This is a genomic window from Microbacterium sp. NPDC059771, from assembly GCF_042732495.1.
Taxonomy (GTDB): domain Bacteria; phylum Actinomycetota; class Actinomycetes; order Actinomycetales; family Microbacteriaceae; genus Microbacterium; species Microbacterium sufflavum.
The window spans coordinates 529,361-550,741 of the sequence record NZ_JBHWHK010000002.1 but is presented as its reverse complement, the minus strand read 5'-3'; the positions used below and the strand labels follow the sequence as shown (position 1 = coordinate 550,741).

Sequence of the window (21,381 nt, the reverse complement as noted above, 5' to 3'; positions counted from 1 at the left end):
TTCCCCCGGGATCAGCTGGAGGGCCAGCCGGTCTCGATCTGCGTGAGCACCTCGTCCGTCGAGGTGCCGTTGACCCACGCGACCATGCCCTTCCAGAAGGTTCCGGCACCGACGGCACCGGGCATCAGGTCGGAGGCGTCGAAGCGGAACGTGGTCTCCGGGTCCTGCAGGATCTTGATGGTCTCCTGGAGGATCGGGTCCTTGGCGTTCGCCGGGTCGAGCCCGTTGTTGGCCGAGGTGACGCCGCCGAGGCTCACGCGGCTGTTGGCCCACTCGGGGCTGGACAGGTACGCGAGCACCTTCTGCGTGGCCTCGGACTCGCTGAACGCGCCGACGATCTCACCGGCGCCCGTGACGGCCGTGTCGCCCTCGGACTCGCCGGGGAGCATGAACGCCCACACGTCGCCGTCCTCGGCGATGTTCGTGCCCTCGGGGAAGAAGCCCGACAGGAACGAGGCCTGGTGCGTGAGCGCGCACTCGCCGGCGGCGAGCTTGGGTGCCACGTCGCCGAACGCGGTCGAGTTGATCGAGCGCACGTCGCCGAAGCCCGCGTTGACGTTGGCCGGGTTGAGCAGGATCTGTCCGACCGAGTCGAACGCCTGCTTGATCTGCGGGTCGGTGAACTTCACGTCGTTGGTGACCCACTGGTCGTAGACGTCGGGTCCGGACTGGCGCAGCACGTAGTCCTCGATCCAGTCGGTTCCCGGCCAGCCGGTCGCGGTGCCGGACTCGAAGCCTGCGCACCAGGCGGGCGTGCCCGTGGCGGCCTGGATCTTCTCGGTCAGCGCCGTCATCTCGTCGAGGGTCTTGGGGACCTCGACGCCCCACTCCGCGAACTTGGCGGGCGAGTACCAGATCCAGCCCTTGACGTTCGCCATGAGCGGCGCACCGTAGAAGGTGTCTCCGACCGTGCCGTAGTTCACCCAGTCTTCGGTCCAGTACTCGTTGGCGTTCTTCTCGACCTCCTCCGGGGCGGGCTTCAGGAAGCCGCGGTCGGCGAAGTCGGCGAACAGACCCGGCTGCGGGAAGATCGCGATGTCCGGCGGGTTGCCGCCCTGGGCGCGCGTGCCCAGCTGCGTCTCGAAGTCCTGGCTGCCCTCGTACTTGATGGTGATGCCGTTCTCGTCGGCCCAGTCCTTCCAGGACTCCTGGAGGAGTTCCGCCTCCGAGTCGACGATCGTGCCGTAGATCGTGACGGTGGCGTCGTCGCCTCCGCCGCCTCCGGTGCTCGGCGCACCTCCCGGAGCCCCGCAGCCGGCGAGGGCGATGCCCGCGACGCCCATCAGGGCCAGCGGCACGACCAGCCGGGAACGCTGTGACAGAGCCATGTGAATTCTCCTCTTCGAGTACAGGGTCCCGCTGTCCGTCGCCAGCACCGGCGTCGATTAGGGAACCGATTCCAGGCCAACATACTGGCGGCCCGCTCCCCGCACAACACGCAAGGGTCACAAGCTCGCAACCATTCCGATGCACCGCCGCATCGCGGATGGGAGCGCTCCCTCCGGATCAGTGTGGAACCGGTTCCTTTTCCACGGTCGAGCCGCTACGCTGTCACCCGGCGAGCCCGGGCGTCGCCGTCCCCACATCGAAGTGGACCCTGGTCGAGGAGGACCGATGAGCACGATCGCGGACGTCGCGTCGCGTGCCGGAGTGTCCAAGGCCACCGCGAGCCGGGCGCTGAGCGGACGCGGCTACGTGTCCGACGAGACACGGCAGCGGGTCATGGACGCCGCAGACGACCTCGCCTATGTCGCCCACTCGTCCGCCACGAGCCTCGCGACCGGACGCACGCAGACCGTCGGCCTCGTGATGCCGCCCATCGACCGCTGGTTCTTCGCCGAGCTGCTCGCCGGGGTGCAGGAGTCGCTCCTCTCCGTGGACTACGACCTGTCGCTGTACGGCGTTCCCGAGGGGACGCAGACCAGGGAACGGCTGTTCGAGACCGTGCTGCCGGGTCGGAGGTTCGACGGCATCATCGCGGTGGGCATCCAGCCGAGCGCGCGCGAGCTCGAGCGCCTGCACCGCACGGGTCGCCCGCTGGTCAGCGTCGGGCCGTACAGCGAGGGATCGAGCGCGGTCTCGATCGACGACACCGCCGCCGCCCGCATCGCCACCGAGCACCTGATCGAGCTCGGCCACGAGGACATCGCGTTCGTGGGGGGCGCGACCGACGCCGCCGCACTGAGCTACGGCGATGCGCAGCGGCTCGAGGGGTACCACGGCGCGCTCCGCGCGGCGGGCCTGCTCGCCCACGCCCGCGTCGTCGGCGCGGCACCGACCATGCCCGGGGGCTATGCCGCGACCGCCGGGCTCCTCGGAGACCGGCGGAACCGGCCCACCGCGATCGTCGGAGTCTGCGACGAGGCGGCGATCGGGGCGATCATCGCCGCTCGACGCCTGGGCATCGCCGTGCCCACCGAGCTCAGCGTGGTCGGCATCGACGACCACGCCCATGCGGACATGTTCGCCCTCACCACGATCGGGCAGTCTCCCCGCGACCAGGGTCACGAGGCCGTGCGGCTGCTGATCCGACGGATGGCGGAGCCGGAGGCCCCCATCGAGCGGGTGACCGCCCCCTCGTCGCTCGTCGTGCGCAGCTCCACCGCACCACCCCGCTGAGCACCCGTCCCCGGACGCACGAAGGCCCCGGGCGGAACCCGGGGCCTTCGCAGAAGCGCTGGTGCGCTGGAATTACTTGAGGGTGACGGTCGCGCCGGCCTCTTCCAGAGCAGCCTTGGCCTTCTCGGCGGTCTCCTTGTTGGCGCCCTCGAGGACGGCCTTCGGAGCACCGTCGACGACGGCCTTGGCCTCGCCGAGGCCGAGCGAGGTGAGCTCGCGGACAGCCTTGATGACCTGGATCTTCTTGTCGCCGGCAGCCTCGAGGATGACGTCGAACGAGTCCTTCTCCTCCTCGGCAGCGGCCTCGCCTGCGCCACCGGCGGCACCGGCAACGGCGACGGGGGCAGCAGCGGTGACCTCGAACTTCTCCTCGAACGCCTTCACGAAGTCGTTCAGCTCGATGAGGGTGAGGCCGGCAAACTGCTCGAGCAGCTCCTCGGTGGTGAGCTTCGCCATGATGTATCTCCTAATAGATGGGGTGGTGGTGACGAGATCGCCGGTCGCTTACGCGGCCTCTGCGGTCTCCAGCTTTTCGCGAAGCGCGTCGATAGTGGCGGCAGCCTTGCCCATCGTCGCCTTCATCATTCCCGCGGCCTTCGCCAGCAGAACCTCACGGCTCTCGAGCGAGGCGTACGTGTTGACCTCGTCGGCAGAGAGGGCCTTGCCCTCGAAGATGCCGGACTTGATCACCAGAAGCGGGTTGGCCTTGGCGAAGTCACGCAGAGCCTTGGCAGTGGCGACGAAGTCACCGTGCACGAACGCGACGGCCGACGGACCCTTGAGGTCGTCGTCCAGCGAGGAGATGCCGGCCTTGTTGGCGGCGATCTTGGTCAGCGTGTTCTTCACCACGGCGTACTCGGCGTCCTGACGGATGCTGTTGCGCAGCTGCTTGAGCTGGGCAACCGTCAGACCGCGGTACTCGGTCAGCAGGACGGCGTTCGAGTTCTCGAATGACTTCGTGAGCTCGGCGACCGATGCATCCTTCTGCGCCATGGTCACTCCTTGATGTGTACGAGGCGCCGCACGGTGGTGGGGCGCCGGCCTCCGACCCCCTGCAAAGAGAAGAGCTCCGGCGCAAGCGCACGGAGCTCGGAAGTTCGTGACACCTGCGCGGGCCCCTGCGATGCAGAGCTTCGATCCTGCGTGCTTGCGCACACAGGATGACCAGCGGTCTTCGGTTGCCACCCACTCTACCTCAGCACGCGCCCCTCCCCAAATCCCCGGCGGCCGTGCGGGGACGCGGCGTGTGCGGGGAGGGAGCGTCGGCGGACGGGGTTAGGGTTTTCAGGTGACCCCCGAACTCCACGCCCGTATCGTCGCGGACTCTCGCGACCGGGTGGCGTGGATGCGGGCGCGGTCCCGCGGCATCACCGCGACCGACGTCGCCGGACTCACAAGCGAGCGCTCCATCGCCCGTGCCGCCGACTCCAAGCTGGGCGGCGGGCCCCGCTTCGGCGGCAACGCGTACACCGACCACGGCCGACGGCGCGAGCCGGAGATCGCGGCCTGGGTCGCAGCCACGCACGGGATCCTCCCCTCCTCCGCGCTGTTCCGCGCCGAGGTGGAGCACCGCCACCTCGCCACGCCCGACGGGATCGCGGTCGACGCCGACGGGCGCATCCGCCTCGCCGAGATCAAAACCACGAACAAGGCGTTCCGCGGCATCCCGCGCACCTACCTGCGACAGGTCTGGTGGCAGCAGCACGTGCTCGGTGCCGAGCGCACGCTGTTCGTGTGGGAGGAGCACGTCGACTTCGCTCCGGTGCACGACGAGCCTCGCTGCGTGTGGATCGACCGCGACGACCGCGAGATCGCCAAGCTGGTCGACCTGGCCACCGCCCTGATCGACGAGCTGTACCGGCGCACCACGGGCCGCGACGTTCCCGCCCGCACGCAGGACGATTCCGCGAGCCGCCGCGAGCAGCTGCGCGAGCGCGACCTCTTCCGCGCCCTCGCCCTCGCCGACTGAACGCCGCACCGCCGGCACGACCTCACGTGCAGGTGTTGTTGCCCCCGAGCCCCAGCAGTCCGCCCACCGACAGCGTGCGGGTCGCCGCGGGCGACACCCAGGCCGTGCCGGGCAGGACGGCCTCGACCCGCACCGTGTTCGACGAGCCGAGCAGACTCCCCAGCAGCGTGCTGAGCAGACCGGAGCTGATCGTCGCGGAGTAGGAGTAGGGGCCGCTGCCGCTCTGCGTCACGTTCGCGTTGTCGACCGCGACGTTGTTGATCGACAGTCGCTGCTGCGGCTTGAGGTATCCGGAGCTCCACGTGATCGTGAAGCCCGTGAACGTGCCGAGCAGGTTGGTCACGCTGCACGAGGTGATCGTGGGCGTCGTCAGCTGCGACGCGGTGAACGACCCCGCCGCGTACTCCGGATCGGTGAACCGCGCCTCGGTCGGCTGCACCGCGGGCAGCAGCGCCACGCCGACCAGGACCCCGACCCCGAGGGCACCGGCGATCGTGCGCCGCCACGGCCGTGTCATCCTCGCCCCTCCCCGCGCTCTCCTCCGCGACGCCCCCGCGCCACGAGAGCCCCGGTCAGCAGCAGTCCGCCGCCCCCCGCCGCCAGCGGCAGCCACGGCGACGGACCCGTGACCGCGAGCGCGCCGTCGGAGCCCACCGCCGCGCTCTCGCCCGCGCCGTGAGCCAGCACGCGCACCTCGGTGCTGCCGGAGCCGTCCGCCGGGTCGAGCGCGATCGTCAGCCGCAGATGCGCGGTCTCGGTGTCACGCATGGCGGCGAGGGGCACCTCGGCACCGTCGCGCGGGACGCTCCAGTCCGTCCGCAAGACCGTCGCCCCCGCCGGGCACACCGCGTCCTGCCACGGCTCCGCGCACAGGGCGATGTCGAGCCGCAACCGCGCCGACCCGGACGCGCTCACGCCGAGCCGCACGACCCCGGGATCCGGCGCGTCGGCGCTCACCTGCACGTCCCACTGCACCGGCCGGTCGGGTCGCAGGTCGCGGGCGGCGTCCCAGTCCGCGACCGAGACCAGGCGCAGCACCTGGCCCTGCACCACCTCGGTGGAGGGGGCAGCGACCGCCGCCGCCGGTGCCGCGAGGGCCAGGCAGACGGGCGCCAGGACCGCGAGCGCGACGCGGGGCCTCACAGCGGACCGCCCTCGGTGCGAGCGCGTCGCGGCGACCGCGGCCAGAAGGCCCACACCACCAGCGCGGTCGCGGCCACGGTCATGCCGCCGAGCACGACGGGATGCCCGAGTACGACGATCACGGTCGCCAGGCCCGGCACCGCGAACAGCATGGTGCGCACGGAGGTCACGGTGTACGGAAACGGGTCGTCGACCGCGTTCGCATCGCCCCGCAGCGTCAGCACGCGTTCCCCCGCCCCGGCGCCCGGTTGCACCGCGGTCACGCGGTGGGTCACGGGCAGGTCGCCGGGGCGGTCGACCGTCACGACGTCGCCCACCTCCACCGCCGAGGCAGGGACCCGCTGCACCACGGCGACCGATCCGGCCGAGATGGTCGGCGACATCGAGCCCGTGCGGAACAGGATGAGCGTGATCTGCGCCGTGGCCGCCAGCAGCACCAGCACGATGCACACGACGCCCGCGGCGGCGGCGAGCCACAGCAGCGCATCGCCCAACGCGCGCGCGAACCCGAGGCGCCGGGTGGGGTGCTGCGCCCGCGCCCCCGCTTCCCCGCTCTGCTGCGCGCGCGCCTCGCGGCGGGTGAGTGCCGTCACGACCCCTCCTCTCGCTCCTGCCCCGCCGCGGCTACGACGACGTGCCCTGGATCTGCCATGTCTGGGTCATCGTCAGGCCCTGCGCGGTGTTCGGCGCCGTCGTCGGCAGCGTCACCGCGAAGCAGTAGTTCACGACCGACGCGCCGTTCGCGGACACCGCCTGCGTCGAGGCGCCGCCGGCCGTGAGCGCGGAGCCGTCCGCGACCACGGCGGTGCCGCCGGGGTAGGTCGCCGCCGAGCACGTGGTCCCGGCGATCGCACGCACCCCGTAGGTGAGCGACGACGCGAGACCCGTGCCGCCCGGCGTCCCGGCCGTGAGCTGGAGCACGCCGGCGACCGAGGGCGACGCGGTCTTGACGCTGAACAGCGCATACGTCGTGGTGCCGGGCGCCATGGCCGTGGGCGGGAGCTGGAAGTTCAGAGCGGCCGCCGCCCCCGTGGTCGCGTGGCTGGAGAACGTGACGCCGTCGGTCGCCCCGACGAGGTCGAACCGGCCGGCCGTGAACGTGGCCGAGCCGAACTCCGAGTCGTTCCAGGCGGCGAGTGTCGCGGTCGCCCCGATGCCGAGCACCAGACCGCCCGCCAGGAGGGCTCGGAGGCGGCGGGAGCGGAGCCGGATCCTCTCCCGCCGCTGCCTGCGGGTACCCATGGCCCGCTCAGCTCGTCGACGTGGCCGTGAACTCCCAGGTCGCGTTCGTGACCAGGCCGGGTTCGAGCGCGGCGGCGGCCGTGACCGCGACGCACAGCTGCACGGCGGTGCCCGGGGTGGCGGCGGAGGCTCCTTCGGTGAGCGTCACGGCGGTCACGCCCGTCTGTGCGTCGAGCGTGGCCCCGGAGGCGACGGCGGTTCCGGTCGCGCTGGCCGCGTTGCAGGTGGCGCCGGGAGCGAGCGGGTAGATCGCGTAGGACAGATGATCGGTGTTGGAGCTCGCCGCGGGATCCGCGGTCGTGCCCGCGGCGACGAGGCTGGCCCCGGTGGTCGTGCCGGCCGCGAGACGCACCCAGAAACCCGCGTAGACGGTGTCGCCGGGCGACATGTTGCCGACGATGCCGGCGGGGAGCGTGAACGCGAGGGTGGCGGCCGTGTCGCCGTCGTCGACGTTGTGGTCGGTGAAGGCCGTGCCGTCGGTCGAGCCCTCCAGGTTGAACGAGCCCGCGGTGAACGTGCCGGTCGCGAACTCGGAGTCGTTCCACGCGGCGAGCGTGACCGCCGCTCCCACTCCGAGGACGAGTCCTCCTGCCAGGACCGCGCGGACCTTTCGCCGGGTCGTGGTCGTCGCCATGTCGTTCCCCCTCCGTCGTCGATCTCGGGGAACGCCGGCGAGCGGAACTCGGAGGATTCTCCCGCGTCCTCGCATCCTCTCCGAGCCCCTCGGACCAGACAAGGCGGATCCGCGCGCAGCCGTGGCACAATCCGCGCAGCCGGGGATCGTCCTGTCAGCGGCGCGACCGGCGGGCGGGCGCGACCGGGGCGAGCACCCGCCGCGCCTCGGCGGCCACCTCGGCGGCGATGGTGTCGAGCAGCGTCGACCGCAGGTTCCACTGCTGCCAGTACAGCGCGACCTTCAGCGTCGGACCCCCGAGCGCGACCAGTCCGGGCGTCTCCTGCAGCCGCGGGACCATTCCCCAGCCGAGGCCGAGCGACACCGCGATCGCGTAGTCGTGGGACGCGGGGACGTAGTGCCGCGGCACGCCCTGCTGCGTGACGGACATGGCCGCGAGCCACTCGTGCTGCAGCGTGTCGCGACGGTCGAAGTCGACGAAGGGCGCGCGGGCGAGAGCGGCGGCGCTCACCCCCTCGGCGAACCACCGGTCCGCGAAGCCCTGCTCCGCCATGGCGCGATACTCGAGCACCCCGAGAGGTGCGACCGAGCATCCGGCCACCGGGGTCTCCTCGCTCGTCACCGCGGCCATCACCGTGCCGGATTCCAGCAGCCGGGCGGTGAAGTTCTGATCGTCCCGGTGCAGGTCGACGTCGACGTCGTGCGTGGCGGAGAGTCGTGCCATCGGCGCGAGGAACCACGTCGCCATCGAGTCGGCGTTCACGGCGAGCGGAACGACGATGCGCCGCTCGGAGCCGTCGTCGCCGATGCCCACCCCGGCGAGCGCGTCGTGCTCCAGCAGCGCCACCTGCCTGGCCAGTCGCACCACCGCCTCGCCGGCCTCGGTGAGCCGCGCGGGCTTGCTGCGCACGAGCAGGATGCGCCCCAGCTGTTCCTCCAGGCTCTTGAGCCGCTGGCTGACCGCGGACGGCGTGATCCGGAGTCGGCGCGATGCCGCGTCGAGAGTGCCTTCGTCGGCGACGGCGGCCAGGGTCGCGGCGAGCTCCGGATCGATCCTCACATCAGTGATGCTAATGGTTCGGAAGAAATCTTCGCTTTCTCTGATGGCACTCGCTTCCTAGGCTGGTGCCATGCTCACCGTCCTCGCCGGTCTCGGACTCGGCCTCTCCCTCATCGTGGCCATCGGCGCCCAGAACGTCTTCGTCCTGCGCCAGGGCATCCGGCGGGAGCATGTGCTGGCGGTCGTGATCGTGTGCGCCGTCTCCGACGCCGTGCTGATCGCCGCCGGTGTCGCCGGGCTGGGCTTCCTGCTCCAGGCTGCGCCGTGGCTCGTGGTCGTCGCCCGGGTTGCCGGGGCGCTGTTCCTGTTCGGCTACGGGCTGCTCGCGGCACGGCGCGCCTGGCGCGGCGGTGAGGTGCTGGCGGTCGATGCGTCCTCCCCCGCCGACGGAACGGGGACCGGTCGATCGGCCGGCGGCACCGCGACCGCCACCCGGAGCGGAACACGTCTGGCCCCCGTGCTCCTCACCGTCCTCGCGCTCACCTGGCTCAACCCGCACGTGTACCTCGACACCGTCCTGATGCTCGGGTCGATCGCCGCGACGCACGGCGAGCAGCGCTGGCTGTTCGCCGCCGGGGCCATCCTCGCCAGTGCCCTGTGGTTCACGGCCCTCGGTTTCGGGGCACGCTACCTCGGGCGCTGGCTGCGCACCGAGCGGTCGTGGCGGGTTCTCGACGCGGTGATCGCCGTGATCATGGTCGCGCTCGCCGTGAGCCTGATCCTCCCCGTGTTCGGCGGCTGATCCGGCTCAGACTCCGTCGATCTGCGCCAGCCGCGCCCGCACCAGCGCGCGCAGCGTCTGCTCCGGGATCGGATGCTCCGGCTGGAAGCGGATCGTCCCCTTGTCCACGCTGGCGCCCGGATGATCGGCTAGCGCCGCCGCCACGGCCGCGACCGCGTCGGGGCTGAAGGGATACACGCCGATGTGCTTCTTGGCGCGCATCACCGACAGCAGCGGTCTGCCCCCGTGGACGAGGGCGGGCATGCCGTAGCCGGTGCCCTGCTCGGCATCCGGCTCCTCCTCCCGCGCGATCGCGTACACGCGGTCGATCGCCGCGCGGTCCGCGGGGGCGAGCCCGGTCAGGTAGTCGTCGATGGTTCCCACGACCGCATCCTGTCACCGATCGGCGGCGCGCACGAGCCCCGGGTCTCAGGCGCCGTCGAGCGGGCGGAGGATGCGCGTGAGGAACCGCTGCGTGCGCTCGTGTCGCGGGGCGCGGAAGATCTCGGCCGGCGGCCCCTCCTCGACGACCACCCCGCCGTCCAGGAACAGGACGTGGTCGGCGACCTCGCGCGCGAAGCTGAGCTCGTGCGTGACGACCGCCATGGTCCACCCCTCGTCGGCGAGCTCCTTGATCACCAGCAGCACCTCCCCGACGAGTTCGGGGTCGAGCGCACTCGTCGGCTCGTCGAACAACAGCAGGTCGGGCTTGAGAGCGAGAGCACGCACGATCCCCACGCGCTGCTGCTGTCCTCCGGACAGCTGATGCGGACGGGCGTCCGCCTTGTCCGCCAGGCCCACCCGGTCGAGCAGGGCCAGGGCCTCGGCCACGACCTCGGCCCTGGGCCGCCGCTGCACACGCCAGGGCCCCTCGATCACGTTCTGCAGCACCGTCAGATGCGGGAACAGGTTGTGGTGCTGGAACACCATCGCGGAGCGATCGCGGAGGGCGAGCCGCTGCTGCTTCTGCGCGCGAGGCCGCGGCCGCTCGGCGGGGGCGAAGTCGAGCTCGGGCCCGCCGTCGACCGTGATGGTGCCGGCGTCCGGCGTCTCGAGGCCGTTGAGCGCGCGCAGCACGGTGGTCTTCCCCGAGCCGCTCGGGCCGATGAGCACCAGCACCTCTCCGCGGTGCAGCGTCAGGTCGATCCCGCGCAGCACCTCGGTGTCGCCGAAGCTCTTGCGCAGTCCGCGGGCGGACAGCAGCGGGACGGGCGTCTGGTCAGTGGGCGACACGGCTGTCGAGCCTCCTCTCCAGGGCGCTCTGGCCGAACGACAGCACCAGGCAGAACACCCAGTACACCAGCGCCGCGGCGAGGTAGATCACCATGAACTCGAGGGTCGTCGCCGCGATCTGCTGCGCGACCTTGAACAGCTCCGTCACCAGGATCAGCGACGTGAGCGAGGTGTCCTTCACGAGTGAGATGAACGTGTTCGACAGCGGGGGCACGGAGACCCGCGCCGCCTGCGGCAGGATGATCCGCGTGAGCGTGCGGGTGCGGTTCATCCCGACCGTGTACGCCGCCTCCCACTGCCCCTTCGGCACGGACAGGATCGCGGCCCGCACGACCTCGGCTCCGTAGCCGCCCACGTTGAGCGACAGCGCGATGATCGCACTCGGCCACGGGTCGAGCGTGATGCCGATCGACGGCATCCCGTAGAAGATCACGAACAGCTGCACCAGCATGGGCGTGCCGCGGATCACGGAGATGTAGAAGCGCGCGACGCCCGCCACCACCGGATGCACCGAGATCCGCATCAGCGCGACCCCGACCGCGATCAGCAGCCCCAGCGCGAACGACACCAGCGCGAGCGGCACCGTCGCCGTCAGGCCCGCCCAGGCGATCGGCCAGAGCGAGTCGAGGAACAGCTGCCAGGGGTTCGCCATCGGCTACTGCGAGACGTCCTCGCCGAAGTACTTCTCGCTGATCTCCGCCAGGGTGCCGTCGGCGCGCAGCTCCTCGAGAGCGCCGTCCACGGCCTCGACGAGCGAGGTCTTGTCCTTCGTGAACACGAACGCCTGCTCGCCGGCGTCCTCGGTCTCCGCCGCGATCTTCAGCCCCGTCGGGCTGTTCGTCGTCTCGTAGTCGAGGAACGTCAGCTTGTCGTTAACGGTCGCGTCCACACGGCCCTGACGCAGCAGCTCCACGGCCTGCGCCCAGCCCTCGACGGCCTCGACCTTGGCGCCGGAGTCGGTCGCCAGCTCGTACCAGTTGCTGGTGAGCGACTGGGCCGTGGTCTTGCCGGCCAGGTCGTCGAACGAGCTGATCGAGTCGTCGTCCTCGGCCACCACGATGACGCCGGGCGACACGGTGTAGGGCGCGCTGAAGAGGTACTTCGCCTCGCGCTCGTCGTTGATCGAGACCTGGTTCGCGATCACGTCGAAGCGGCCGGCGTCGAGACCGGCGAAGATCGCGTCCCACTGCGTCTCCTGGAACTCCACCTCGAGGCCCAGCTTGTCGGCGACGGCCTGGATGATCTCGACGTCGTAGCCGGTCAGGTCGCCCGAGCCGCCGTCGTCGTGGAAGCTGAACGGGCGGTAGGTGCCCTCGGTCGCGACCGTGAGCGTGCCGTCCTTCACCAGGCCGAAGTCGGAACCCGCGGTGCTCTCCGCACCGGACGTGCTCGCGGGCGTGGTGGAGCCGCTGCAGGCGGTGAGCGCCGCGGCGGCGACGACGAGTGCGGTGACGGCGATGAGACGACGGGACATGGACCCTCCTGGGGTGAGAGGCGCGGTGCGAGTTTACGCGACCGGCGCGGGACCTCCCCACAGTACGTGCCGTCGCGGGATCCCCCGCATCCGATGACGCTCCGTGTCGACGCGGGGCGGAGGACGCGAAACGCCCCCGGGCGGAACCCGGGGGCGTTTCGGTGAGTCAGGCTCAGATGGCGTTGACGTCCAGCGGGATGCCGGGGCCGAACGTGGTCGACACCGCACCCTTCTGGATGTAGCGGCCCTTCGCGCTCGACGGCTTGAGGCGGACGATCTCCTCGAGCGCTGCGCCGATGTTCTCGTTCAGCTGCTCGGCGGTGAAGGACGCCTTGCCGACGACGAAGTGCACGTTGGCGTGCTTGTCGACGCGGAACTCGATCTTTCCGCCCTTGATCTCCTCGACGGCCTTGGCCGGGTTCGGGGTCACGGTGCCGGTCTTCGGGTTCGGCATCAGGCCACGCGGACCCAGCACCTTGCCGAGACGACCGACCTGGCCCATGAGCTCCGGGGTGGAGACAGCCGAGTCGAACGCGGTCCAGCCGCCGGCGACCTTCTCGATGAGCTCGGCGCCGCCGACCTCATCGGCACCTGCGGCGATCGCGGCCTCGGCCGCGGGGCCCGTGGCGAAGACGATGACGCGGGCGGTCTTACCGGTGCCGTGGGGCAGGATGACGGTGCCGCGCACCATCTGGTCGGCCTTGCGGGGGTCGACGGCGAGCTTCAGCGCGACCTCGACGGTCGAGTCGAACTTCGCCGAACCGGTCTCCTTCGCGAGCGCGACGGCCTCGGCGGGCGTGTAGAAACGGTCTGCCTCGATCTTCTCGGCGGCAGCCTTGTAAGCCTTGGACTTGGTAGCCATGATTATTCTCCTCAGCCCTCGACCGTGATGCCCATGGAACGGGCGGTGCCGGCGATGATCTTCGAGGCGGCCTCGATGTCGTTCGCGTTCAGGTCGGCCTGCTTCTGCTCGGCGATCTGACGGACCTGGTCCTTGGTGATCTTGCCGACCTTGACGGTGTGCGGGGTGGCCGAGGCCTTCTGCACGCCGGCGGCCTTCTTGATGAGCTCCGCCGCGGGCGGGGTCTTCAGGACGAAGGTGAAGCTGCGGTCCTCGTAGACGGTGATCTCGACGGGGATGACGTTGCCGCGCTGCGACTCGGTCGCGGCGTTGTACGCCTTGCAGAACTCCATGATGTTGACGCCATGCTGACCGAGCGCGGGGCCGATCGGCGGCGCCGGGTTGGCGGCACCGGCGTTGATCTGAAGCTTGATCAGGCCGGTCACCTTCTTCTTCGGTGCCATTCTCTTTCCTTTCCTCGAGGCGGATGCGGACACCCGCTTCTCCCACGGACCCGGCATCTCCGGGTCGTGGTCGTCAGCGCGCACGCCGAAGCGGCGCACAAACCATAAGAGTCTACCGCATCCCGCGTCCCACTTCCGCGCAGGGTCAGGGGTCGCGGTACTGCTCCGCGATCCGCTGCCCGAGCTCGCGCAGGGCTGCACGCACCTCGACGGGTTCGAGCACTTCCACGGCGCCCGTCCACCCGGCGAGCTGCTCGGCCAGAGCGTCCGCACGGTGGGCCCGCACCTCGATCAGTCCCTCGTCGGCATCCATCACCGCGGCCTGGCGCCCGAAGCGGTCGAGCACCGCGCGCACGGCCCAGGCCTCCGCGCGGATCACGGCGCGCGCCTCGCCCCGCAGCCCCTCGACCGTCTCGACCATCCGCTCCCACGCGGCAGGCGCGTCGAAGCCATCCGGCCCTTCCCCCCGCTCGTCGGTGAGGGCGAGATCCGCGATCCGGTCGACCCGGTACGTGCGCAGCCGGTCCACGTCGGCCCCGCCGTTCCGCCCCGGCGCCGCGAGCAGATACCACCGCGGACCGCGGCTGCCGACCACGAGCGGCACCACCTCGACCGGCCGCCCGGCGTCGCCGTAGCCGAAGCGCACCCGGCGGCGCGCAGCGATCGCCCGCTGCAGCTCCGACACCGCCGGCCGCTCCGGCGCATCATCGGGTTCACCCCAGGGCGCATCCCGCACGGTCGACTCCGCCACCCGCTGCGCGCCCTCGCGGAACGGTTCCGGCACGGCACGCATGAGCTTGCGCACCGCGGCCGTGTGCTCCGGCGCGGCGGTGCGGCTCTGGCTGAGCGCGATCAGCAACGACGTCACCTCGCTCTCGGTCAGTCCCGTGAGATCGGTCCGGGCCCCTCCGATCAGGCGCCACCCGCCGCCGCGCCCCCGAGACGGATAGAGGGGCACACCCGCCATGGCGAGCGCCTCCAGGTCGCGGCGCGCGGTGGGCACCGAGACCTCCAGCTCGGCGGCCAGTTCCGCGGCGGTGATCCGGGGGCGGCCCTGCAGGAGCAGCAGAGCCTGGATCAGGCGATCGGCACGGATCGGGAACCTCTTTTCCGAAGTGATCAGAAGGTGATCACTTCACGGTCGAGCATAGAAGGAAAGCCGTTCCCACCAAAGGAGAAGATCCCATGTTCCGTGGTCTCGCCAACCTCAACCTCGTCGCCGAGGACATGCCCGCCGCGATCGACTGGTACACGCGCGTGTTCGACGCCGCGCCGTACTTCACCCGCCCCGAACAGGGGACCCCGCAGTACGCCGAATGGCGCTTCGGCGACGACGACGACGAGTTCGCCCTCATGGACGCCCGCTTCCGCCCCGCCCTGCCGCAGCCGGGAGGCGCACTCGTGAGCCTGCACGTCGACGACATCCACGCCGAGATGGACCGCCTCGCAGCCCTCGGCGCCACCCCGTTCGACCCGGTCACCCAGCGCGGCGAGGGGTGGTGGTCGGCGTCGGTCAGCGACCCGTTCGGCAATCTCCTCGGCCTGATCCAGAGCCCGCACTGGGCCGCACAGCACGCGAGCTGACCGACGGGTGCGGGGAGACCCGCGGCCGCACGCAGAACGCCCCGCCGGATGAGCCGGCGGGGCGTTCTGATGACAGCAGTGTCAGATCATCTTGGTGACCTGGTCGAACGACAGCTCGACCGGCGTCTCGCGCTCGAAGAGCGAGACGAGGACTGTGAGCTTGCCGCTCTCCGGCTTGATCTCGCTGATCGAACCGGGAAGACCCGCGAACGAGCCCTCCTTGATCGTGATGGTCTCGCCCACCTCGAAGTCGACCTCGGCCGGCAGCGGACGGGCCACGGCGACGCCGCCCTTCGCCGCGATGTTCTTGGCGGTCGGGACGTCCTTCACCTCGACGAGCGACTTCAGCATGTTGAAGGCCTCTTCGAAGCGCAGCGGCGTCGGGTTGTGGGCGTTGCCCACGAAGCCGGTGACGCCGGGGGTGTGGCGCACGACCGACCAGGTGTCCTCCGTGAGCTCCATGCGCACCAGCACGTAGCCGGGGATGCGCACGCGGGTGACCATCTTGCGCTGGCCGTTCTTGATCTCGACCACGTCTTCCATCGGGACCTCGACCTGGTAGATCTCGTCCTCGACCTCGAGCGTCGACTTGCGCTGCTCGATGTTGGCCTTCACCTTGCGCTCGAAGCCCGCGTACGAGTGGATGACGTACCACTTGCCGGGGAGCATGCGCAGGTCCATGCGGAAGGCCTCGTAGGGGTCCTCCTCGGACTCGGCGTCGTCCTCCTCGGACTCGGCTGCGGGACGGTCGTCCTCGCCGTTCACGTCGGGACCGTCGTACGGGGTGACCTCGTCGGCCGCCTCGGCCTCCTGCTCGGCGGCCTCCTCGGCCACGGAATCGTTGAGGACCTCGGCGGCGGCCTCGGACTCCGCCGCTTCGTCCAGGTTGAGAGCGTCGTTCACGATCGCGTCCGCCTCCGGGTCGTCGATGTCGATGTCGATGTCGTCCGTGTCGTCCTCGCCGTCCTCGTCTTCGACGTGGACCGCGACGTGCTCGGCAGAGGTGACCGAGAACTCCTCAGCGGCGAGCACGTTGCCCTCCTGGGCCTCGTCCTCCTCGCTGGACTGCTCTGCGGCGGTCGCCCAGTCGGCGTCGTCGGAATATCGTTCAGACACGTTGCTTCTTCTCCATAGCTGCGGCTGCCGCCGCGGGGGTCATCAGCCAGGGATACCGAACACGTAGTGGGTCAGGAGCCCGAAGACGTAGTCGAGACCGTAGACGATGCCCATCACGATCACGACGAAGACGAGCACCACACCCGTGAACTTGAACAGCTCCTTGCGGGTCGGGGTGACGACCTTGCGCAGTTCGGCGATGACCTGGCGGATGAACAGGGCGATGCCCCCGAAGAACCGGGAGAAGGGGTTGCCCTTCTTCTGGCGCGTGGCGCCGGCCGCGACGACCTCGCCGCGCGGTTCGTCCTGATCCATCCTGAATGTACCTTTCGTGTGCCAGCGTTGCACTGACGCGCAGGGCGGACAGGAATCGAACCTGCAACCTGCGGTTTTGGAGACCGCTGCTCTGCCAATTGAGCTACCGCCCTAGAGACCCGGAGGCCTCGGGGTGCCCTCCCATCCCCGCGCTGCGCCGAGATCCGAAGACCCGAGGCACGGCGAAAGAATGCAGAGAACAACTGCTCCACAAGCATACGGCATCCGCCCGACGGTGCCGAACCGGGCTCGATATACGGGTTGTTGCTAGGCTCGGCGAGCGGATGCCGGCGAGAAGGGGCGCGTGTGGGTGGGGATGTGCAGCAGTTCCAGGTGGATCTGCGCGGAGTCGTCGATCTGCTGAGCAGGCATATCTACTCGAGCCCCCGCGTCTACCTGCGCGAGCTGCTGCAGAACGCCCGCGACGCGATCACCGCCCGTCACGAGGTCGACGGCGGCGGCGGGCGCATCCGCATCACGCCGCTCACCGCGCAGACCGGCGAGTTCGTGCTCCGCGACGACGGCGTCGGCCTGACCGCCGCCGAGGTCGCCGACCTGCTCGCCACGGTCGGCCGCAGCTCGAAGCGCGACATCTTCGACCTCCCCCGCAGCGACTACCTCGGGCAGTTCGGCATCGGACTCCTCAGCTGCTTCATGGTCGCCGACACCATCGTCATCCGCTCGCGCAGCGCCCGAGGCGGCGCGGCCGTGGAGTGGACGGGCAGCGCCGACGGCACGTTCCAGGTGATCGAGCTCGACGACGACCTCCCGGTCGGCACCAGCGTGCACCTCGTACCGCGGTTCGACGCCGACGAGCTGCTCCGGCCCGCCGCCGTGCACGAGCTCGCCACCACGTTCGGCGAGTTCCTCCCCGTGCGGGTCACGATCGACACCGGCGCCGGAGACGTCGACATCACGCGCGAGCCGCCGTTCCTCTCCCCCGCCGACGACCCCGAAGCGGCCGTCGCCTACGGGCGGGACCTGCTCGGCGCGAACCCCCTCGACGTGATCGAGCTCGGCGAACCGGGGACAGGCACGCGCGGTCTCGCCTACGTGCTCCCCTACGCACCCCCGCCCGGCGCGCGCCAGGCCACCCGCATGTACCTCGGCCGCATGCTGCTGTCCGAGCGCGTGGACGACGTGCTGCCCGACTGGGCGTTCTTCGTGCGGGCGGTCGTCGACTCCACCGGCCTCGCCCCCACCGCGAGCCGGGAGTCCCTCGTGGAGGACACGGCCCTGGAGCACGTGCGCGAGCAGCTCGGCGCGGGGATCCGCCGCTGGGTGCTCGAGCTCGGACTGCGCGAGCCGCACCGCCTCGCACAGTTCGTGGCGGTGCACGAGGTCGGTCTCAAGTCGCTCGTGCGCCACGACGAGGAGCTGGCGCGGTTCATCACCCGGTGGCTCACCGTCGAGACCACGCACGGCACGCTGCGCATCGGTGACCTGGTCGAGCGCTACCCGCACATCCGCTACGCGCAGACCGTCGACGAGTTCCGCCAGGTCGCCGGGATCTCGCCCGGCGATGAGGTGCTGGTCAACGGCGGCTACCTGTACGACGCGGACCTCGTGCGCCTACTGCCCGAGCTGTACCCCGCCGTCACCGTGGAGAAGGTGGACGTCGCCGGCGAGCTCGACCGTCTCGATCCCCCGCCCCTGGACGACCGCGACGCCGCCGTGGCGCTCGAGACCCGCGCGGGGGCCGTGCTCGCCGCCTCCGACTGCGCCGTCGTCGTGCGCTCGATCGACCAGCCCGCACTCACCGGGCTGTACGTCGCCGACCCCGAGGTGCTGCGCGCGATCGACCGCAGCCGCACCAGAGGGGTCGCCGGCGCACTGTGGGGCGGCGTGCTCGACCGCATCGACCAGACGCTGTCCGCCGCGCGCGACGACGACCTCACCGCACGGCTGTGCCTGAACTGGTCCAACCGCGTGGTGCGCGCCCTGGTGCGCGTCGAGGACGACGCCGTGTTCGCCCGCACCGTGCAGCTGCTCTACATCCAGGCGCTCCTCGCCGGCCACCATCCGCTCCGTGACGCCGACCGGGCGCTCATGACCAGCGCGCTGGCCGACCTCGTCTCGCTCTCCGCCGGCATCGAGGGGGACTCCCTCCCCTTCGGCGACGCCCGCTGACACTCCACCGAAAGGCTCCCATGGCACGTCCGAAGAAGCGCTTCCAGCAGCTCATCGAGGAGATCGACCGCACCCCGTGGGGTCCGGAGGAGCAGGCCCTCGTCGCGGAGGCCGTGGCCCTCGCCGTCGAGCTCGGCGACGAGCGCCTGGAGTACGAGGCCCGCATGCGGCAGACCGCCTCGGCCAACATGGTCGGCGCCACCGACGTGATGCTCAACTCCTTCGCGTGGTGCCTCGCCCACCACGACGCCGACCCGCAGCGCTTCCCCGCCGACCTCGACAACGGCGGTGCCGACCTCATGTGGCAGTTCAAGTGGATGGCCTCGTCGCTGCGGTCGTCCCCCGCGTTCTCGCAGGAGCAGATCGCCGCCGTGCTCGACGACATGGAGGCCCACTACCGCGCCGCGGGCCTCGGCCTCAGCGGCGTGCTCACCGCCCGGTTCGAGGACGCGTGGGACGCCGGCCGGATGGACGACGCCGAGGCGCTGCGCGTGCAGCTGGAGGCCACACCCCGCGACGACCACAGCCACTGCGACGCCTGCGGCCGCAGCCAGTTCGCGGGCTTCTTCGCCGACACCGACCGCGACGCCGACGCCATCCGCCTGGTCGAGGAGATGATCGAGGGCGGCTTCTCGTGCGGCGAGGAGCCCGAGCACGCGCTCTCCCGCGTCCTCCTCCCCTACCTCCGCGCCGGACGCCTGGAGGACGCGAAGACCGCCCACCTGCGCAGCTACCGCCTCGCGAAGGACAACCCCGACAACCTCCGCATCGTCGCCAACAACATCGTGTTCGCGGCCGTCACCGGCAACGAGGCGCGTGCCCTCGCCCTGATCGAGCGGCACATCGGATGGCTCGCGCACGACGGCCTGAACGTCGACGCGCACTTCGCGGCCCTCACCGCCTTCGCCGTCGCACTGGACAGGGTCGTGGCGACCGGGCACGGCGACACCCCCGTCCGCGGTGCGGACGCCCCCGCCCTCGTCGGGCTCTTCGGAGAGCACGACGGCGCGTGGACCGCGGCCGAGCTCGCCACCGCCGCCTGGACGGCCGCCGAGCGCATCGGCGCGCAGTTCGACGAGCGCGACGGAACGGACGGGCACGCGCGGAGCCTCGCCCGCTCGCGCCGCCTGGCCGACGAGAGCTGGGACGTGCCGATCCGCTCCGACGCCTTCGTCGCCACCGCACCGGCCACGACCCCGACGGACGCGGACGGCTGGTTCGACCGCGTGATGCAGCTCGCCCAGTTCGGCGCCGAGCACGAGACGCTCGACGCCCTCCCCCGTGCGCTCGAGGTGACCGACCCCGGCAAACGCGCACAGCTGCTGTCGATGCGCCTGGGGATCCTCGTGGCGCTCGACCGCATCGAGGAGGCGGAGCAGGTGCTGCCCGAGCGCATCGCCGCGCTGCGCGACGCCGGCCGCGACGTGCAGGCCGAGCTGGAGCTGCGCCTCGGCCTCGCCACGTTCGGGCTCGACACCGACGACACCAGGGCCGCCCTGGAGGAGGAACTGGCCACCGCCGAGCGCCTTCCGGCGTGGTCGCGCGGAGACCTCGCCATCAGCCGCGCCTCGCTGCACCTGCACGCCGACGAGCCCGACGCCGCGCTCGACCTCGCCGAGCACGCCGCCCGCGCGTTCGCCGAGGCCGAGGACACCCGGCTGTCGAACACCACCACGCTCGTCGCCATCGGGGCCGTGCTCTCCAAGGGCGACCTGGAGGCCGCGACCGCTCTGCTCGACCGATTCCTCGCGCAGGACGACCTCTCCGCCGGGCATCGCGCCCAGGCGCTGCAGACCAGGGCCCGGGTGCGCGGAGGGACGGGCGAGCACCTCGACGGCGCCGCGGACGCCGACGAGGTCTGCCGCCTCCTCGCCGAGCTGGGCGCCACACGGGCCCTCGCCGACGCGCACGTGCTCGCCGGGGCACTGTGGGAGGACGCCGACCACCCCGACCGCGCCGTTTCGCGCTACCGCCTCGCCTCGCGCCTGCGCGCCGAGGCCGGAGGCGACGCGACCGGCGTCGACTTCCGGCTCGCCCGCGCCATGCTGCGCTCCGGCGACGCCCAGGAGGCGGCCGAGCTGTTCGGCGACGTGCTGCAGCGCGAGGAGCAGGCCGACGTGGCCCCCGCCTCCCGCGGCATGACCGCCACCCTGCTCGCGCGCGCTCTGGCCGAGTCGGGCGAGTTCGGACAGGCGGTGGGCGTGCACGGCTACGCCGCCGAACTGTTCGGCGAGGGCGCGGAGCACGCCGACCAGGCGATGGCGATGACCGAGCAGGCGAAGATCCTCGCCCGCTTCGAGGAGCACGACGACGCGATCCGCCTCCTGGAGGGCGCGGCCGAGATCGTCCGGGGCGCGCCGGAAGCGGTCGGCGCCCTCAGCGAGGTGCTCCACAGCCTGGGTCAGGCCTACGGCGGACGCGGCGACGAGCGGGCGTTCGCCCTGTTCGACGAGGTCGCCGCCCTCGCGCAGCAGCACGAGGCCGGGTGGCTGCACGCCGACGTGACCGACTCCCGCGCCCGCGCGCTCGCACAGCTCGGACGGATCGACGAGGCCGTGGCCGCCGCGCTCACCGCCGCGGACGCGTTCGCCGAGCTGGGCGACCCGGGCTCCGCCGGAGGCTCCGAGCTGTTCGCCGCCCGGGTGCTCGCGGGCAACGAGCGCGCCGCCGACGCGGTCGCGGTCTACCGCAGCGCCCTGGAGCACGCCGAAGGCTTCCCGCCGCTGCGTCAGGTCACCGCGCTCGAGCTCGGCGACGTGCTCGAAGGGCTCGGCCGCCACGGCGAGGCGGCCGAGGTGCGGGCGCTGCTGGAGAGCTGAGCCCGCACCCCGGCGCG

The 21,381-nt window shown here is 71.3% G+C and carries 24 protein-coding genes and 1 tRNA gene; 6 read left to right on the top strand and 19 right to left on the bottom strand.

Annotated elements, in window-relative coordinates; translation table 11 throughout:
- Positions 1 to 11: 11 nt before the first annotated feature.
- The gene (locus tag ACFV3I_RS16560; protein WP_136036965.1) at positions 12 to 1,328 is read right to left on the bottom strand and encodes an ABC transporter substrate-binding protein; all 1,317 of its coding nucleotides are present in this window, start codon (positions 1,326 to 1,328) and stop codon (positions 12 to 14) included.
- 286 nt (positions 1,329 to 1,614) lie between these two features.
- On the opposite strand from ACFV3I_RS16560, the gene ACFV3I_RS16555 reads away from it, so the two are divergent.
- Positions 1,615 to 2,619, top strand: coding sequence for a LacI family DNA-binding transcriptional regulator (locus ACFV3I_RS16555; protein WP_136034369.1), 1,005 nt, complete (start codon positions 1,615 to 1,617; stop codon positions 2,617 to 2,619).
- A 72-nt stretch (positions 2,620 to 2,691) separates the two neighbouring features.
- On the opposite strand, the gene rplL is transcribed toward ACFV3I_RS16555, so the two are convergent.
- Both rplL and rplJ read right to left on the bottom strand, forming a co-directional pair.
- Positions 2,692 to 3,075, bottom strand: coding sequence for a 50S ribosomal protein L7/L12 (gene rplL, locus ACFV3I_RS16550; RefSeq protein WP_067194328.1), 384 nt, complete (start codon positions 3,073 to 3,075; stop codon positions 2,692 to 2,694).
- A 48-nt stretch (positions 3,076 to 3,123) separates the two neighbouring features.
- Positions 3,124 to 3,612 carry a 50S ribosomal protein L10 gene (gene rplJ, locus ACFV3I_RS16545; protein WP_136034371.1) on the bottom strand — a complete coding sequence of 163 codons (489 nt, stop codon included), beginning with the start codon at positions 3,610 to 3,612 and terminating at the stop codon, positions 3,124 to 3,126.
- A gap of 295 nt (positions 3,613 to 3,907) precedes the next feature.
- Between rplJ and ACFV3I_RS16540 the strand changes: the two genes are divergently transcribed.
- On the top strand, positions 3,908 to 4,588 hold the full coding sequence (locus ACFV3I_RS16540) for a YqaJ viral recombinase family protein (protein ID WP_136034373.1): 681 nt from the start codon (positions 3,908 to 3,910) through the stop codon (positions 4,586 to 4,588).
- A 22-nt stretch (positions 4,589 to 4,610) separates the two neighbouring features.
- On the opposite strand, the gene ACFV3I_RS16535 is transcribed toward ACFV3I_RS16540, so the two are convergent.
- The 6 genes from ACFV3I_RS16535 to ACFV3I_RS16510 all read right to left on the bottom strand — a co-directional run bounded on the left by ACFV3I_RS16535 (position 4,611) and on the right by ACFV3I_RS16510 (position 8,667).
- Entirely contained in the window at positions 4,611 to 5,105 is a 495-nt protein-coding gene (locus tag ACFV3I_RS16535; protein WP_247637635.1) for a hypothetical protein, read from the bottom strand.
- Positions 5,102 to 5,731: a hypothetical protein gene (locus ACFV3I_RS16530; RefSeq protein WP_378823668.1), complete on the bottom strand. Its 630-nt coding sequence runs from the start codon at positions 5,729 to 5,731 to the stop codon at positions 5,102 to 5,104. The genes ACFV3I_RS16535 and ACFV3I_RS16530 overlap by 4 nt, the downstream gene beginning before the upstream one ends.
- Entirely contained in the window at positions 5,728 to 6,324 is a 597-nt protein-coding gene (locus ACFV3I_RS16525; protein ID WP_378823666.1) for a signal peptidase I, read from the bottom strand. Before ACFV3I_RS16525 ends, ACFV3I_RS16530 begins: the two co-directional genes overlap by 4 nt.
- Before the next feature lie 31 nt (positions 6,325 to 6,355).
- Positions 6,356 to 6,973 carry a SipW-dependent-type signal peptide-containing protein gene (locus tag ACFV3I_RS16520; protein WP_136035363.1) on the bottom strand — a complete coding sequence of 206 codons (618 nt, stop codon included), beginning with the start codon at positions 6,971 to 6,973 and terminating at the stop codon, positions 6,356 to 6,358.
- A 7-nt stretch (positions 6,974 to 6,980) separates the two neighbouring features.
- Complete coding sequence (locus ACFV3I_RS16515; RefSeq protein ID WP_247637638.1) at positions 6,981 to 7,607, bottom strand: SipW-dependent-type signal peptide-containing protein; 627 nt, start codon at positions 7,605 to 7,607, stop codon at positions 6,981 to 6,983.
- Between the two features lie 154 nt (positions 7,608 to 7,761).
- Positions 7,762 to 8,667, bottom strand: coding sequence for a LysR family transcriptional regulator ArgP (locus ACFV3I_RS16510; protein WP_378823663.1), 906 nt, complete (start codon positions 8,665 to 8,667; stop codon positions 7,762 to 7,764).
- Positions 8,668 to 8,737: 70 nt separating this feature from the next.
- On the opposite strand from ACFV3I_RS16510, the gene ACFV3I_RS16505 reads away from it, so the two are divergent.
- Positions 8,738 to 9,409 (top strand): LysE/ArgO family amino acid transporter, encoded by a 672-nt coding sequence (locus tag ACFV3I_RS16505; protein ID WP_136035365.1) that lies wholly within the window; start codon positions 8,738 to 8,740, stop codon positions 9,407 to 9,409.
- 6 nt (positions 9,410 to 9,415) lie between these two features.
- Here the strand turns inward: ACFV3I_RS16505 and ACFV3I_RS16500 are convergent, their stop codons facing one another.
- The 7 genes from ACFV3I_RS16500 to ACFV3I_RS16470 all read right to left on the bottom strand — a co-directional run bounded on the left by ACFV3I_RS16500 (position 9,416) and on the right by ACFV3I_RS16470 (position 14,478).
- Positions 9,416 to 9,772, bottom strand: coding sequence for an iron chaperone (locus tag ACFV3I_RS16500; protein ID WP_136035366.1), 357 nt, complete (start codon positions 9,770 to 9,772; stop codon positions 9,416 to 9,418).
- A 45-nt stretch (positions 9,773 to 9,817) separates the two neighbouring features.
- A complete protein-coding gene (locus ACFV3I_RS16495; RefSeq protein ID WP_136034393.1) occupies positions 9,818 to 10,621 on the bottom strand; it encodes an amino acid ABC transporter ATP-binding protein in 804 nt (267 codons plus the stop codon).
- Positions 10,608 to 11,273, bottom strand: a complete 666-nt coding sequence (locus ACFV3I_RS16490) for an amino acid ABC transporter permease (protein WP_136035367.1) — start codon at positions 11,271 to 11,273, stop codon at positions 10,608 to 10,610. The genes ACFV3I_RS16495 and ACFV3I_RS16490 overlap by 14 nt, the downstream gene beginning before the upstream one ends.
- Positions 11,274 to 11,276: 3 nt before the next feature.
- Positions 11,277 to 12,095 (bottom strand): amino acid ABC transporter substrate-binding protein, encoded by an 819-nt coding sequence (locus tag ACFV3I_RS16485; protein WP_136035368.1) that lies wholly within the window; start codon positions 12,093 to 12,095, stop codon positions 11,277 to 11,279.
- Positions 12,096 to 12,267: 172 nt separating this feature from the next.
- Positions 12,268 to 12,957: a 50S ribosomal protein L1 gene (rplA, locus tag ACFV3I_RS16480; protein ID WP_136034399.1), complete on the bottom strand. Its 690-nt coding sequence runs from the start codon at positions 12,955 to 12,957 to the stop codon at positions 12,268 to 12,270.
- Between the two features lie 11 nt (positions 12,958 to 12,968).
- Complete coding sequence (gene rplK, locus ACFV3I_RS16475; protein ID WP_025102337.1) at positions 12,969 to 13,400, bottom strand: 50S ribosomal protein L11; 432 nt, start codon at positions 13,398 to 13,400, stop codon at positions 12,969 to 12,971.
- A 145-nt stretch (positions 13,401 to 13,545) separates the two neighbouring features.
- Positions 13,546 to 14,478, bottom strand: a complete 933-nt coding sequence (locus ACFV3I_RS16470) for a helix-turn-helix transcriptional regulator (RefSeq protein WP_378823771.1) — start codon at positions 14,476 to 14,478, stop codon at positions 13,546 to 13,548.
- A gap of 107 nt (positions 14,479 to 14,585) precedes the next feature.
- Here ACFV3I_RS16470 and ACFV3I_RS16465 point away from each other — a divergent pair, with 107 nt between their 5' ends.
- Complete coding sequence (locus ACFV3I_RS16465; protein WP_378823661.1) at positions 14,586 to 14,984, top strand: VOC family protein; 399 nt, start codon at positions 14,586 to 14,588, stop codon at positions 14,982 to 14,984.
- Between the two features lie 81 nt (positions 14,985 to 15,065).
- Here the strand turns inward: ACFV3I_RS16465 and nusG are convergent, their stop codons facing one another.
- The 3 genes from nusG to ACFV3I_RS16450 form a co-directional block, all read right to left on the bottom strand.
- A complete protein-coding gene (gene nusG / locus ACFV3I_RS16460) occupies positions 15,066 to 16,100 on the bottom strand; it encodes a transcription termination/antitermination protein NusG (RefSeq protein WP_136037470.1) in 1,035 nt (344 codons plus the stop codon).
- Between the two features lie 42 nt (positions 16,101 to 16,142).
- Positions 16,143 to 16,415 carry a preprotein translocase subunit SecE gene (gene secE / locus ACFV3I_RS16455; protein WP_136034407.1) on the bottom strand — a complete coding sequence of 91 codons (273 nt, stop codon included), beginning with the start codon at positions 16,413 to 16,415 and terminating at the stop codon, positions 16,143 to 16,145.
- Between the two features lie 40 nt (positions 16,416 to 16,455).
- Positions 16,456 to 16,528: transfer RNA gene (locus ACFV3I_RS16450), tRNA-Trp, on the bottom strand.
- Positions 16,529 to 16,721: 193 nt separating this feature from the next.
- On the opposite strand from ACFV3I_RS16450, the gene ACFV3I_RS16445 reads away from it, so the two are divergent.
- Both ACFV3I_RS16445 and ACFV3I_RS16440 read left to right on the top strand, forming a co-directional pair.
- On the top strand, positions 16,722 to 18,545 hold the full coding sequence (locus tag ACFV3I_RS16445; protein ID WP_378823660.1) for an HSP90 family protein: 1,824 nt from the start codon (positions 16,722 to 16,724) through the stop codon (positions 18,543 to 18,545).
- A 20-nt stretch (positions 18,546 to 18,565) separates the two neighbouring features.
- The gene (locus ACFV3I_RS16440; protein ID WP_247637645.1) at positions 18,566 to 21,364 is read left to right on the top strand and encodes a hypothetical protein; all 2,799 of its coding nucleotides are present in this window, start codon (positions 18,566 to 18,568) and stop codon (positions 21,362 to 21,364) included.
- Positions 21,365 to 21,381 lie beyond the last annotated feature (17 nt).